The sequence below is a fragment of the Stenotrophomonas sp. SBJS02 genome, assembly GCF_020428325.2.
In the GTDB taxonomy this organism is placed as follows: domain Bacteria; phylum Pseudomonadota; class Gammaproteobacteria; order Xanthomonadales; family Xanthomonadaceae; genus Stenotrophomonas; species Stenotrophomonas africana.
In genome coordinates this window covers 746,607-760,552 of sequence record NZ_CP109812.1, presented here as the reverse complement: position 1 = coordinate 760,552, position 13,946 = coordinate 746,607, and the positions used below count along the sequence as shown (strand labels likewise).

Sequence of the window (13,946 nt, the reverse complement as noted above, 5' to 3'; positions counted from 1 at the left end):
GGCAGCTACAACGCCATCCGCTCGCGCAGTTCACGTGCCTGCCGCCGCGACACTTCCACTTCGCTGCCGTCATCCAGCGACAGGTCGTAGCCGTCTGCGATGCTGGGCGTCACGCCACGAATGCGGCGCAGGTTGACCAGGGTGTTGCGGTTGGCACGGAAGAACAGATCCTGCGGCAGGCGTGCTTCCAGCGCGCTCAGGCTGCGGGTCAGCAAGGCGTTCTGGTCGCGGAACCACAGACGCGTGTAGTTGCCATCCACCACCAGCCGGCGGATCTCGGAGACCGCCACGAACCAGCAACGATCGCCCTCGCGCACGAACACCTGATCCTGCCCATCCAGTGTGCCACGCGACTCCGGCGCCCCGGCCGAAGCCACCTCGCGCTGGCGCGCCCGCTCGAGCGCCTCCAGCAGCCGCGGCGCTTCCACCGGCTTCACCAGATAGTCCAGCGCGTTGGTCTGGAACGCACGCACCGCATAGGTGTCGTAGGCGGTGACGAACACCACCGCCGGCACTGTCTCCAGACCGTCCAGCACATCGAAGCCACTGCCCGAGGGCATCTGCACATCCAGCAGCACCAGGTCCGGCGCCAGTGTGGCGATCGCCTCGCGTGCAGCGGGTACATCGTCGGCTTCGCCCACGCACTGCACCCAGGGCAGCGCCGACAACAGCGTACGCAGCTCCTGCCGCGCCAGCCGCGCATCATCAACGATCAACACACGCAGCACGCCACTCATTGCGGAATCTCCAGCAGGGCCTGCATGCGGTCGCCGACCGGCTGCAGGGTGAAACGACCCTGCGTGCCGAGCTGCGCACGCAGGTAGGCAAGGCCAACGCCATGGCCATGGGTGGGCTCGTTGGCGCTGCCCAGCGGATTGTCCACCTGCAGGCGCAGCACGTCATTGTCCAGCGTGGCACGGATCTGCACCTCACCGCCGCCCGGGCGGCTGGCGATGCCATGCTTGATCGCATTCTCCACCAGCAGCTGCAGCGCCATCGCCGGCAGCTGTGCCTGCAGGGCATCGGCATCAATGTGCTGGCTTACCTGCAGGCGCTGTTCGAAGTGGACTGCCTCGATGGCCAGGTAGTCGTCCACTACCACCAGTTCCTCGGCCAAGGTGACCTGCTCGCTGCGGTTGTGTGCCAGCGCCTGGCGCAGCGTGCGCGACAGGCGGGTGACCATGTCGCGCGCACGCTCCGGGTCTTCCAGGATCAGCGCGCGCAGGTTGTTCAGCGCATTGAACATGAAATGCGGGTTGAGCCGTGCACGCAGTGCATCGCGCTCCAGTGCGCTGCGTTCGGCTTCGGCTCGCAGCCGGGCCAGTTCACTGTGGCGCGCCCGGCGCAGACCGTGCAGGCCGGCCCACAGGCCGGTCCACATCAGCAGGAACAGCGCGGTGTTCATCCAGTACACCAGCAGCGAAGACCATCGGTAATCCGCGTGGCCACCGGGCAGCTGCACCCAGCCCAGTGCCAGCGCCGGCAGCAGCAGCGCCGCCGTCATCGCCTGTGCGACGCTGGCACCGGCCACCACACCGGCGGCCAGTTTCAACACCAGGCTGCCCAGGCTCCCCTCCCACCAGCGCTGGCGCAGCGCCACCGCGCGCAGCATGCCACTGCACAGCCACAGGCAGGCGGCCACGCTGACGGTGATCAACACGATGCCGCTGAACACCACGCCGCCGCCGATCCGCATCCCCGCCCACAGCCCGTACATCGCATAACCCGCCCATGCCAGTGCATTGAGCGTCCAGAAGCGGCGGGATGAGGTAGTGGCGTCCATGCGGGCTCTCGGCGAGGACAAGGGTCAGGGGTGCGCGGCGAGGAAACGCTGCACCTGCTCCTGCAGCCAGCGCGGATCATCCCACATCAGGAAGTGGAACCCCTGTGCGCTCATCGCAATCTGCACGCCCTGAAGCTTCGCGTACTGGGCCTGGAACACCGCGCGCGTGCTGGCCTCGGTGCCGCCCATCGGCTGGTAGCCGGCCCAGCTGCCCAGCACCAGCGTCGGTGCGGTGATCGAGGCGATGCTGTCGCGCAGGTCGGTGGTCATCACCGCATGCATGGCGTCAGCCGTGGTCTGGCGGTCGCTGGCTTCGCCCCAGCGCCCCAGTTCGGCCTGCCGCTGCGGATCGCGGGTCATGCCCGGCAGGCCGGCTTTCAACTGCGCCTGCCATTGCGCGGCGTCGGCAGCCAGCATGCCCTTGCGCAGCTGGTCGGCCATTGGCCGCACGCTGTCTGCGGTGGCGTTCGGGTCACGCGCCGCCGGCAGGAACGGCAGTGCATCGACCACCACCAGTGCGCTGACCGCCTTCGGCTCGGCCTGCGCCATCTGCAGGCCCAGCAGGCCACCCAGACTGTGGCCGATCACCACCACCGGGCCCAGGTGCCGGTCATGCAGGTAGGCCAGCAGCTGCCCGCGCATGGCCGGCAGGAAGTCGGCCGGGCGCGGATCAGCGGCTGCGGCGCCGGCAAAGCCGGGCAGCTGCACCAGATGGCACTGCACATCCTTCAGGGCCAGGCAGGTCTCGCGCCAGACCTCGGCGCTGCTGTTCAGGCCGGGGATCATCAGCAGCGGACGGCCCTTGCCGACCACCTCGACCTGCACCTTGCCCGCAGCCAGGGCGCCGGCGGCATGCGCCGAGCCGGAGCCGAGTACGGCCATTGCCATGCCGATCATGGCCAGCCGGGCCAGCGCCTTCATTGCGTACCAGAGTGCCAGGAAGATCTTCATCGTCAGCTCCTTCATCGGGTGGGTGTTGCCGGGATGGGATCAGCGTGCCGCCGGCCGCGGCATCCGGGTTGCAATTTCGGAGCAGCGGCCGGAGACCGGGTCAAACGGTCGCAGGCGACGGACGGTACCTTTCCGCGCAGCCAACCAACATCCATCTTGATGAAGCGATATACTGGCCCGCACCCGCCGCCACCGCCCGTGCCATGACTGCCATCAGCTTCGAGTTCTATCCGCCCAAGACCGACGAACAGCGCAGCCAGCTGGACCGCGCCGCGGCAAAGCTGAAGGACTACGATCCCCAGTACGTGTCGTGTACCTTCGGTGCCGGTGGCTCGACCCTGAGCTATACCTCCGAAACCGTGCGCCACCTCAACCAGCACCATGGATTCGATGCAGCACCGCACCTGTCCTGCGTCGGCGGCACCCGTCAGGAAATCCGCGAGCTGCTCAAGCTGTACCGCGCCATCGGTTGCCGCCGCCTGGTCGCGCTGCGCGGCGACCTGCCGTCGGGCATGGGCTTTCCCGGCGACATGCGCTACGCCGCCGAACTGATCGACTTCATCCGTGCCGAGCACGGCGATGCGTTCCACATCGAAGTGGGCGCGTACCCCGAAACGCATCCGCAGGCCGCTGACGCACTGGCCGACCTGAAGCACTTCAAGGCCAAGATCGATGCCGGTGCCGATGCGGCGATCACCCAGTACTTCTTCAACCCGGATGCCTACTTCCACTTCGTCGATGAAGTGCGGCGGCTGGGTGTACAGGTGCCGATCACCCCGGGCATCATGCCGATCGCCAATTTCAGCCAGCTGCGCCGCTTTTCCGAACAGTGTGGTGCGGAGATTCCGCGCTGGATCAGCCGCAAGATGCAGGCCTACGGCGATGATGCGGAGTCGGTGCGTGCATTCGGCACCGAAGTGGTGGCCCGGCTGTGCCAGCGCCTGATCGAGGGCGGCGCACCCGGCCTGCACTTCTACACCCTGAACCTGGCCAAGCCGACCACCTCGGTGCTGAAGCTGCTGCAGGGCTGAGAGCACGGCGCGCAAGCGTGATCGGCGCTACCCTGCGGGGATGACCCGGCTTTCCTTCCTGCTGCTGCTGCCGCTGTGCGTGCTGTCGAGCGTCGCCCACGCACAGTCCACCCGCCTGAACCGCTGCACCGATGCGCGGGGCCAGAGCGTGTATACCGATCGTCCCTGCGACAGCCTGGGTGCGCAGTCGCGGCTGCCACCGCCTGCGCCCACCGGCAATACCCTGCAGCGCGACACCCTGGGGGCACGCTGCCCGCGGCGGCTCAGCGAACTGGTGGATGCGCTGCGCGTCGGCATCGTCAGCAACGATGTGAACCGACTGTCCTCGCTGTACCTGTGGGGCGCGGTCTCCGATGCGGGCGCGCAGCGCATCCTCGGCCAGTTGGAATCGTTGGCGCGGCGGCCATGGGTGGACGTAGTGCCGGTGTACCCCTCGCAGGCGCTGCCGCAATCGCAGGAGGAGGGTCAGAGCCCTGCTGCGCAGGGGTCCGACCCTGAGCCGCCGGCCGTTCGCCATCCGGTCGGACTCCGCCTGGAGCAGACGTTGCCGGGCAGCGCAGCGCGCGCTTCGACGGTGCTGGGATTGCGGCGGCAGTACGGGTGTTTCTGGATCACGTTGTGATCGGTAGGGTCAAAGCCCCGCGTTGCGATGATCTGACCCTGACATCACGCCGGCCACAGCGCGCGAATGGCGGCGATGCCCTGCCCACCATGGCGACGCGCCTCACTGATGTGGCCACTGCCCATGCCACCCAGCGCGTAGATCGGCAGTGACACCTGCGCACGCAGCTCGGCGAAGGCATCCCAGCCCAGCGGCACCGCATCCGGATGGCTGGCCGTGGCCTGCACCGGACCCAGCACGGCGAAGTCGCAGCCCAACTGCTGTGCGGCCTGCAGCTGCTGCAGGTCGTGGCAGGAGGCGGCCACCAGCTGGCCTTCGGGCAGCGGACGCTGCGACAGCTCCAGCAGCTGTTCGCTGCCCAGATGCACGCCCACGCCCAATGCGCGTGCCAGCTCGATATCGCGGTTGAGCAACCACTGCACCCCGCTGCGACGATGCGCGCGCACGGCCTGTTCGACCATCGCCTGCCGCTGCGGATGCGCCGTCGGCAAGCGCAGCTGAATGCGCTGCTGGCCCGCGGCCACAGCGCGCTGCAGCTGTTCATGCCAATGCTGCATGCCGCCCTCATCATCCGCTGGCGCCGGGGTGATCAGGTAGCTGTCAGGCTGGCGCAGGGCGGCCACCACCGGCAGGTCTGCCGGTGGCATTGAATAGCGGCCCAGCTTGTCCGGCGCCACCCAGGTAATGGCCTGGCCCTCCCGCCCACGCGGTGTCCCCTTCCAGCTGCGCACGTGGCGCACTTCCAGGGTCAGATGCTTGTCCGGATAGCGCTGCGGCACATCCATCAGCCACTCGCCGACATCGGCCTCGATGCCCAGTTCCTCGCGCAGCTCACGCACCAGCGCCTGTTCGGAGGTCTCGCCGGATTCACGCTTGCCGCCGGGGAATTCCCACAGGCCGGCCATGTCGCGGTTCTCGGTACGGCGGTTGAGCAGCACGCGGCCACGGGCGCGGTGATGACGGCGGCCACAACGTGGATCGATCGGGTGGGGGAAGGCATGGGGGAAGCATGCCCAGAACAGGGCGACTGGCGCAATCACGGATCCGGTGCAGCGCCGCCGCCATAAACGAAAAGCCCCGCTTTCGCGGGGCTCTTCGGGGTCAGCTCAGCTGGCCGTGGCAGTGCTTGTACTTCTTGCCACTGCCGCACGGGCACGGATCGTTGCGGCCGATCTTCGGCTCGTCGCGCTGCATCTGCGCCACGCCCTGCTGGGCAGCCTGCACCTGCGCGGCTTCCTCGTCGGCGCTGTAGCCGCCCACATCCTGGTGCTGGAACTGCGACTGGCTCAGGCGGGCTTCGGCCTGCTGGCGTTCGGCCGCTTCCAGCGCCTGCACTTCCTCGTCGCTGCGGATGCGCACGCGCGACAGCAGGGTCACCACTTCGCGCTTGACGTTCTCCAGCATGTCCGAGAACAGTTCGAAGGCTTCCTTCTTGTATTCCTGCTTGGGCTGCTTCTGCGCGTAACCACGCAGGTAGATGCCTTGGCGCAGGTAATCCATGCGCGCCAGGTGCTCCTTCCAGCTCTGGTCCAGCACGGTCAGCATCACGTGCTTCTCCAGCGCGCGCATGGTCTCTTCGCCCACGCCGGCTTCCTTCTCGGCGAAGTGCTGGTTGACGCGTTCCTGCACCTTGGCAGCAATCGCCTCGGCGTCCAGTTCCTCGTGTTCCTTGACCAGGTCGGTCAGCGACATCTGCAGGCCGAAGTCCGACTCCAGGGTCGCTTCCAGGCCACGCAGGTCCCACTGCTCGTCGATCGAGTTCGGCGGCACGAAGCGGGCCACCACGTCGAAGATCACGTCGTCGCGGATGCCGTCGACGTTGTCCTTCACCGACTCGGCGTCCAGCAGTTCGTCGCGCTGGGCGTAGATCACCTTGCGCTGGTCGTTGTTGACGTCGTCGAAGTCCAGCAGGTTCTTGCGGATGTCGAAGTTGTGGGCCTCGACCTTGCGCTGCGCCTTCTCGATCTGGCGGCTGACCAGACGGTCTTCGATGACGTCGTCTTCCTTCATGCCCATCATGCGCATGGCCTTCTGCACCCAGTCGGAGGCGAAGATGCGCATCAGGTTGTCTTCCAGCGACAGGTAGAAGCGGGACGAACCCGGGTCACCCTGGCGGCCCGAACGGCCACGCAGCTGGTTGTCAATACGGCGCGATTCATGGCGTTCGGTACCGACGATGTGCAGGCCGCCGGCAGCCTTGACGGCCTCGTGGCGCTTCTGCCATTCGGCCTTGACCGCGGCCTTCTGCTCGTCGGTGGCACCTTCGCCCAGCTCGTGGATTTCCGCTTCCAGCGAACCGCCCAGCACGATGTCGGTACCACGACCGGCCATGTTGGTGGCGATGGTGACCGCCGCCGGACGGCCGGCATTGGCGACGATGGTGGCTTCGCGGTCATGCTGCTTGGCGTTGAGCACTTCGTGCTTCACGCCCGCCTTGCGCAGGTGCTCGGACAACATTTCCGAGGTTTCGATGGAGGTGGTACCCACCAGCACCGGCTGGCCACGCTTGGCGCACTCTTCGATGTCGGCCAGCACCGCATTGAACTTGCCCTTGCGGTTGAGGAACACCTGGTCCGGGCTGTCCTTGCGGATGGTCGGGCGGTTGGTCGGAATCACCACCACTTCCAGGCCGTAGATGCTCTGGAACTCGAAGGCTTCGGTATCGGCCGTACCGGTCATGCCGGACAGCTTCTTGTACATGCGGAACAGGTTCTGGAAGGTAATGCTCGCCAGCGTCTGGTTCTCGCGCTGGACCGGCACGCCTTCCTTCGCTTCCACGGCCTGGTGCAGGCCATCGGACCAACGACGGCCGGACAGGGTGCGGCCGGTGAACTCATCGACGATGACCACTTCGCCGTCGCGCACGATGTAGTCCACGTCACGCTGGTAGATCGCGTGCGCGCGCAGCGCGGCGTTGAGGTGGTGGACCACCGTCAGGTTCTGCGGTGCGTACAGGCCTTCGGTCTCGCCGTCGAGGATGCCGGCCTCGACCAGCAGCTGCTCGGCATGCTCCATGCCCGCTTCGGACAGGTGCACCTGCTTGCCCTTCTCGTCGACCCAGAAGTCGCCTTCGCCGTCTTCCACTTCCTGCTTGACCAGGTTCGGCACGACGCGGTTGACGCGGATGTACAGCTCCGGGGAATCATCGGCCGGGCCGGAGATGATCAGCGGGGTACGCGCTTCATCGATCAGGATGGAGTCGACTTCGTCGACGATGGCGTAGTGCAGGCCGCGCTGATAGCGGTCGGCCTTGGACAGCGCCATGTTGTCGCGCAGGTAGTCGAAACCGAATTCGTTGTTGGTGCCGTAGGTGATGTCCGAGGCGTAGGCTTCGCGCTTGTCGCTGTGCGGCATGCCCGGGTAGACCACGCCCACGCTCAGGCCCAGCCAGTTGTACAGCTTGCCCATCTGCGCGGCGTCGCGGCGCGCCAGGTAGTCGTTCACGGTGACCACGTGCACGCCCTTGCCTTCCAGCGCGTTGAGGTACACCGGCAGGGTCGCCACCAGGGTCTTGCCTTCACCGGTGCGCATTTCTGCGATCTTGCCCAGGTGAAGCACCATGCCGCCGATCAGCTGCACGTCGTAATGGCGCATGCCCAGCACGCGGCGACCGGCCTCGCGGCAGACCGCGAACGCTTCCGGCAGCACCTTGTCCAGGGCTTCGCCATCGGCGATGCGCTGCTTGAACTCCGGCGTCTTGGCCTGAAGCTGCTCGTCGGAAAGCTTCTCGATCTCCGGCTCCAGCGCATTGATCTTGGCGACGATGCGGTTGAGCTGGCGCAGCTGTCGTTCGTTACGACTGCCAAATACGCGGGTAAGCAGGCTGTTGATCATTGAAGGAACCGGGTTGGATGGACACGACGCCCGGCCTCCCCCTTGGGATCCGTCCGCCGCAAACGAAACAGGGCGCCTGGCGCCCTGTCGATGGCAACACCCATTGTAGCTTGGGACGGCCCGCTGAGGTTTCAACCCCGAGGGGTAGTGCAGGCCGCTGGCCGGAGCCTCGTTCGGCAACCTCAAGGAATTGCCGGCCAGCGGCCGGCACTACCAGAACGGATCAGCCGCGGCTGACGCGGCCGACCGGCGTGTTGCCGCCGTCGCCGAGGAACTTGCGCGGGTTGACCACGTTGCCGTTCTCCCACACCTCGAAGTGCACGTGGGCGCCGGTCGAACGACCGGTGGAACCGGCCTTGGCCACTTCCTGCCCGGCACGGACCAGGTCGCCGACCTTCACCACCAGGCGCGAATTGTGCGCGTAGCGGGTGACGTAGCCATTACCGTGGTCGACATCGACCACGTTGCCGTAGCCGCCCTTCACACCGGCGAAGCTGACCACACCCTCGGCCACGGCCATCACCGGGTCACCGACCTTGGCGTGGAAGTCCATGCCCTTGTGGGTGGCGGCACCGCGGCCGAACGGGTCGGCACGGGTGCCGAAGCCGGAGGTCACATAGCTGTTGCGGATCGGCATGCGCGAGGGCACGGCGTTCTGCTGCAGCTGGTGGTCGAACATCAGCGATTCCATTACCGACAGCTGGCGGCCTGAAGCAGCGAAGCGCTGCTCCAGCACCTGTAAGTCGGCGTTGACGTCCTTGACCGGGATGTCGCTGGTCGGGCCGCCGGCGTCACCGTCACCGAGACCGGGGGTCTCGTTGAAGTCGAACTCGCCGTCTTCCAGCTTGCCCATCTGGGTCAGCCGTTCGCCGAGGGCGTTGAGGCGGGTGGCCTGGGCCTGCAGCTCGCCGAGGCGGGCCGCCAGCGCGTTGACCTGGGTCTGCGCATCGCGCTTGACCTTGGCCAGCTCCGCATCCTGGCGCTCGACCTTGGCCTGCAGCCGGGAATCATTCAGCGCGCTGGCGCCAATGCCGCCAGCAAGGCCGATAATGCAGCCTACCCCGAGCACGCTGCCCAGCAGGGCGCGGGGGCGGTCCTCGAAATAGAACCGCAAACGCGCGATGGGCGACGCCTTGGCCTGTCCTTCACGCGTTTTGATTACGATCTTTTTGAATGCCATCAGTGAGTTTTCATGTCTGAGCCGAAATCCAGCGTTCGCCCCGCGTCAGTGCCGAAGCCGGCGCTGGATGCGGTGATGGCGGACAAAAGCGGGAACCCGCTGCGGCGTGCCTTGTGGCTCGACGCGCTGGACCGTCAGTTGCGCCCCCAGTTGCCGCCACCTCTGCGCAGCCGTTGCCGGTTGGCCAATGTGGACGGGGAACACCTCGTTTTTCTCGTCGAGTCCCCGGTCTGGCATGCCAAGTTGCGGCTTGCCGAAGCCCAGTTGCTCGACGCGGCCCGTTCCATCGGGCTGAAGGCCACCAGGGTGACCATCAAGACTGCGTCTCCCACTCCCACGCGCTCCCCAGCGCTCGACAACCGGAATGGACCCCACGCAGTTTCAGCCGCCACGCACAAAGGGCTACGCGACGCCTTGGCTTGCCTGCAGGACGTTCCTTCGAAGCCGAAGAAGCGGTCCTGACGACAACGGAGCATCCGGCTCCGCTCCCCGTCGCGCGTGTCACCACGGCGTGAAACATTTCGGGGGCCGGGTCGCATCCTAGCTGCCATCCGGGGGCCTGTCGTTAGATTGTTGTTAAAACTGCGTTAAATTCAGGCTTCCGATCCAACAGGTTCACAAAACCGTGACCTCGAACCGGCCTTGACGCGCGTCAAGCATGCTGAATGCGCCGAACACGCCTGAAACGACAACGCCGCCCTGGAAGGCGGCGTTTTTGTCTTTCAATTCAACAGCCTACAGAAATCAGGCGTAGGCCGGAGTAGCGTATTCCACCGGGTCCGGCGTCGCCGGCGAGTCGAAGCTGACCCATTCCCAAGCAGTGGCGTCGGCCATCAGCGCCCGCACCAGCTTGTTGTTGAGGGCGTGACCGGACTTGAAGCCTTCGTAGGCACCCAGCACCTGGCCACCGGCCAGATAGAGGTCGCCGATCGCATCGAGGATCTTGTGGCGCACGAATTCGTCGGCGTAGCGCAGGCCGTCTTCGTTGAGCACGCGGAACTCGTCCAGCACGATGGCGTTGTCCATCGAACCGCCCAGGCCCAGATTGCGCTCGCGCATGTATTCCAGGTCGCGCATGAAACCGAAGGTGCGCGCGCGGGAGATTTCCTTGGTGTAGGCCAGCGTCGAGAACTCGATTTCCTGGCGCGACTGCTTGGCCGGGATCATCGGGTGATCGAACTGGATGGTGAAGCCCAGCTTGTAGCCCTCGTACGGGGTGAAGCGGGCCACCTTGTCGCCCTCGGTCACTTCCACGGTCTTCAGCACGCGGATGAAGCGCTTGGGCGCCTCCTGTTCCACGATGCCCGCCGACTGCAGCAGGAACACGAACGGGCCGGCCGAACCGTCCATGATCGGCAGCTCGGCCGAGGACAGTTCGACGATGATGTTGTCCACACCCAGGCCGGCCAGCGCCGACATCAGGTGTTCGACGGTCTGGATCTTGGCGTCGTTGCAGGTCAGGCCGGTGCACAGGGTCACTTCGGTGACCAGCTCGGCCTTGGCCGGCACTTCCACCACCGGGTCCAGGTCCACGCGGCGGAACACGATGCCATGGTTGACCGGTGCCGGGCGCAGGGTCATGTAGACCTTGTCACCGCTGTGCAGGCCAACGCCGGTGGCGCGGATCGTGTTCTTGAGGGTGCGTTGCTGGATCATGGGGGATGGACCGGAAGTGACACATTAGATTAACACGCACGGTCCCCTACCCCGACTGAAACGCCGGCAGGACACACCGGCGCGCCGGTAGGACGCGCGTGAAGCAGGGCGCCGGGCCCATCCTGGCCCGGCGCCCGCGTTTTCAGGACATGGTGGCGCAACCCGGGGAGGACAAGCCCCGGGCAGCCCCGCTCAGTCCGCCTGGCGGCGCAGGAAGGCCGGGATGTCCAGGTAATCGTTCGGCAGTTCCGCTGCAGCCGGGGCCGAAGCGGCCGGGGCCGACGGGGTGGAGGCTGCCGCGGTGTCGCTGCTGGCACGACGCAGGCCCAGGCCCATCCCGCCAACAGCCTTGGACACGGCGTCGCCGCCATTGTCGAACTCGCCGAACTCCGGCTGGCCGGTGGTGGCGTTGCGGACCAGCTTGATCGGCGCGCGCTCGCCCGGACGCTGGGTCTTGCTGGCCGAGATGCGGTTCAGGCCGGTGGCGACCACCGTCACGCGCACTTCGTCCTGCATGTCCGGGTCCAGCACGGTACCCACCACCACGGTGGCGTCTTCGGAAGCGAAGCCGTCGATGGTACGGCCGATCTCGTCGAACTCGGCCATGGTGAAGTCGGCGCCGGCGGTGATGTTGACCAGGATGCCGTTGGCACCGGCCAGGTTCACGTCGTCCAGCAGCGGGTTCTGGATCGCCGACTCGGCAGCGGCCTGCGCGCGGTCATCGCCGCGGGCGGTACCGGTGCCCATCATTGCCAGGCCCATTTCGGACATGACGGTGCGCACGTCGGCGAAGTCGACGTTGATCAGGCCCGGACGCACGATCAGGTCGGCGATGCCCTGCACGGCGCCCTGCAGCACGTCGTTGGCGGCACGGAAGGCCTGGATCATGGTCGCGTTGCGACCCAGCACGGTGATCAGCTTCTCGTTCGGGATGGTGATCAGCGAGTCGCAGTGCTGGCTCAGTTCCTCGATGCCCTTCAGCGCGACCTGCATGCGGCGACGGCCTTCGAACGGGAACGGCTTGGTGACCACGGCCACGGTCAGGATGCCCATTTCCTTGGCCAGCTGTGCCACCACCGGTGCAGCGCCGGTGCCGGTGCCGCCGCCCATGCCGGCGGTGATGAACACCATGTCCGCACCCTGCAGCGCGTCCATGATGCGCTCACGGTCTTCCAGCGCGGCCTGGCGGCCGACTTCCGGGTTCGCGCCTGCGCCCAGGCCCTTGGTCACGTTGGTACCCAGCTGCAGCTGCAGCTTGGCACCACAATTCTTGATGGCCTGCGAGTCGGTGTTGGCAGTGATGAATTCCACGCCATCCACCGCCGAGTTGACCATGTGCGCCACGGCATTGCCGCCGCCGCCGCCCACGCCAACAACCTTGATCACCGCATTGGGTGCCATCTTTTCGATCAGTTCAAAATGCGCCATGTCCGTGTCCTCGTTGTATCCGCTTTCGATTGCATGGGCATTCGGGCGTCCTGCCTTCGTGCTGCATGCCGTCGTTGCGGCTGTGTGGGTTATGTGTTGCCGGTGTTGCGTCGTGTTGCCGGTGTTGCAACCGGGCGAGCCCGGGTAGTGCAGGTTCCGCGTCAGAACTCGCCGCGGAACCAGGTCTTGAGTTTCTTGAACATGCTTCCAGCGCGCCCGGTCGGCAGCGACGGCCGCCGCGGGTGCTCGATCTGGCTGCCCATCAGCAGCAGGCCCACGCCGGTGGCATGCACCGGGTTGCCGACCACTTCGCCCAGGCCGGTGACGTGCTGCGGGATGCCCACGCGCACCGGCATCTGCAGCATTTCCTCGGCCAGTTCGACCACGCCTTCCATCTTCGAAGCGCCACCGGTCAGCACCATGCCGGCGCGCACCAGTTCCTCGAAGCCGGAGCGGCGCAGTTCGGCCTGCACCATCTCGAAGATTTCCTCGTAGCGGCCCTGCACGGCCTGCGCCAGCGAGTGGCGCGGCATGCGGCGCGGCGGGCGGTCGCCCACCGACGGCACCTGGATGCTTTCCTCGGCAGTGGCCAACTGGGCCAGCGCGCAGGCATAGCGCACCTTGATCTGCTCGGCTTCCGGAGTCGGCGTGCGCAGCATGTGCGCGATGTCATTGGTGACGTGGTCGCCGGCGATCGGCAGCGAAGCCGTGTGGCAGATCGCACCCTGCACGAATACGGCGATGTCGGTGGTGCCAGCGCCCATGTCGACCAGCACCACGCCCAGCTCGCGCTCGTCGGCGGTCAGCACCGCCACGCTGGAGGCCAGCGAGGACAGCACCAGATCGTCCACCTGCAGACCGCAGCGCTGCACGCACTTGCTGATGTTGGCTGCGGCCGACTGCGCACACACCACCAGGTGGGCGTGCACTTCCAGGCGCACGCCAGTCATGCCGACCGGGTTGCGGATGCCTTCCTGCGAATCGTCCAGAACGTACTCGCGCGGGATCGCGTGCAGGATCTTCTGGTCGGCCGGAATCGCCACCGCCTTGGCCGCGTCCAGCACGCGATCCAGGTCGCCCCAGGTCACTTCACCGTCGCGGATCGGCACGATGCCGGGCGAGTTCTTGCACTGCACGTGGTTGCCGGAGATCGAGGCGTACACCGAGCGGATCTCACAGCCAGCCATCAGTTCGGCTTCTTCCACCGCGCGCTGGATCGACTGCACGGTCGATTCGATGTCCACCACCACGCCGCGCTTCAAACCGCGCGACTCGTGCGAGCCGATGCCGATCACTTCGATCGGGTTGCCCGGCGAATACTCGCCCACCAGCGCCACCACCTTGGAGGTGCCGATGTCCAGGCCAACGATCAGCGATTTGTCACCCTTGCGATTCATGTCCTTTCCTGCGTCCTGCTGGCTGGGGTCGCCGACGTTTTCGCCGGCGTGGCCGGGGTACCCC

The 13,946-nt window shown here is 66.5% G+C and carries 11 protein-coding genes and 1 pseudogene; 3 read left to right on the top strand and 9 right to left on the bottom strand.

The window, feature by feature from the left end; genetic code table 11:
* Positions 1-5 precede the first annotated feature (5 nt).
* From FQS62_RS03430 to FQS62_RS03420, 3 genes are read right to left on the bottom strand one after another with little or no spacing between them, the layout of a single operon-like run.
* The gene (locus tag FQS62_RS03430) at positions 6-737 is read right to left on the bottom strand and encodes a LytR/AlgR family response regulator transcription factor (protein WP_208043850.1); all 732 of its coding nucleotides are present in this window, start codon (positions 735-737) and stop codon (positions 6-8) included.
* Positions 734-1,783 carry a sensor histidine kinase gene (locus FQS62_RS03425; protein ID WP_208043849.1) on the bottom strand — a complete coding sequence of 350 codons (1,050 nt, stop codon included), beginning with the start codon at positions 1,781-1,783 and terminating at the stop codon, positions 734-736. Before FQS62_RS03425 ends, FQS62_RS03430 begins: the two co-directional genes overlap by 4 nt.
* A 24-nt stretch (positions 1,784-1,807) precedes the next feature.
* Entirely contained in the window at positions 1,808-2,734 is a 927-nt protein-coding gene (locus FQS62_RS03420) for an alpha/beta fold hydrolase (RefSeq protein ID WP_208043848.1), read from the bottom strand.
* A gap of 203 nt (positions 2,735-2,937) precedes the next feature.
* On the opposite strand from FQS62_RS03420, the gene metF reads away from it, so the two are divergent.
* Complete coding sequence (metF, locus tag FQS62_RS03415; RefSeq protein ID WP_049448938.1) at positions 2,938-3,765, top strand: methylenetetrahydrofolate reductase [NAD(P)H]; 828 nt, start codon at positions 2,938-2,940, stop codon at positions 3,763-3,765.
* A gap of 40 nt (positions 3,766-3,805) precedes the next feature.
* Positions 3,806-4,387, top strand: coding sequence for a DUF4124 domain-containing protein (locus FQS62_RS03410; RefSeq protein ID WP_208043847.1), 582 nt, complete (start codon positions 3,806-3,808; stop codon positions 4,385-4,387).
* A gap of 44 nt (positions 4,388-4,431) precedes the next feature.
* On the opposite strand, the pseudogene FQS62_RS03405 reads toward FQS62_RS03410, so the two are convergent.
* From FQS62_RS03405 to FQS62_RS03395, 3 genes and pseudogenes are all read right to left on the bottom strand, one after another.
* Positions 4,432-5,387: pseudogene (locus tag FQS62_RS03405) on the bottom strand (Nudix family hydrolase).
* A 101-nt stretch (positions 5,388-5,488) separates the two neighbouring features.
* Positions 5,489-8,221, bottom strand: coding sequence for a preprotein translocase subunit SecA (secA, locus tag FQS62_RS03400; RefSeq protein WP_057501039.1), 2,733 nt, complete (start codon positions 8,219-8,221; stop codon positions 5,489-5,491).
* A gap of 223 nt (positions 8,222-8,444) precedes the next feature.
* Entirely contained in the window at positions 8,445-9,401 is a 957-nt protein-coding gene (locus tag FQS62_RS03395) for a M23 family metallopeptidase (protein WP_057501038.1), read from the bottom strand.
* A gap of 12 nt (positions 9,402-9,413) precedes the next feature.
* Between FQS62_RS03395 and FQS62_RS03390 the strand changes: the two genes are divergently transcribed.
* The gene (locus FQS62_RS03390; protein ID WP_005408086.1) at positions 9,414-9,863 is read left to right on the top strand and encodes a DciA family protein; all 450 of its coding nucleotides are present in this window, start codon (positions 9,414-9,416) and stop codon (positions 9,861-9,863) included.
* A 282-nt stretch (positions 9,864-10,145) separates the two neighbouring features.
* Here FQS62_RS03390 and lpxC read toward each other — a convergent pair whose 3' ends face one another.
* The 3 genes from lpxC to ftsA all read right to left on the bottom strand — a co-directional run bounded on the left by lpxC (position 10,146) and on the right by ftsA (position 13,882).
* Positions 10,146-11,057 (bottom strand): UDP-3-O-acyl-N-acetylglucosamine deacetylase, encoded by a 912-nt coding sequence (gene lpxC / locus FQS62_RS03385; RefSeq protein ID WP_049448929.1) that lies wholly within the window; start codon positions 11,055-11,057, stop codon positions 10,146-10,148.
* Between the two features lie 192 nt (positions 11,058-11,249).
* Positions 11,250-12,485, bottom strand: coding sequence for a cell division protein FtsZ (ftsZ, locus tag FQS62_RS03380; RefSeq protein WP_049448927.1), 1,236 nt, complete (start codon positions 12,483-12,485; stop codon positions 11,250-11,252).
* 161 nt (positions 12,486-12,646) lie between these two features.
* On the bottom strand, positions 12,647-13,882 hold the full coding sequence (gene ftsA, locus FQS62_RS03375; protein WP_005408083.1) for a cell division protein FtsA: 1,236 nt from the start codon (positions 13,880-13,882) through the stop codon (positions 12,647-12,649).
* Positions 13,883-13,946: the final 64 nt, after the last annotated feature.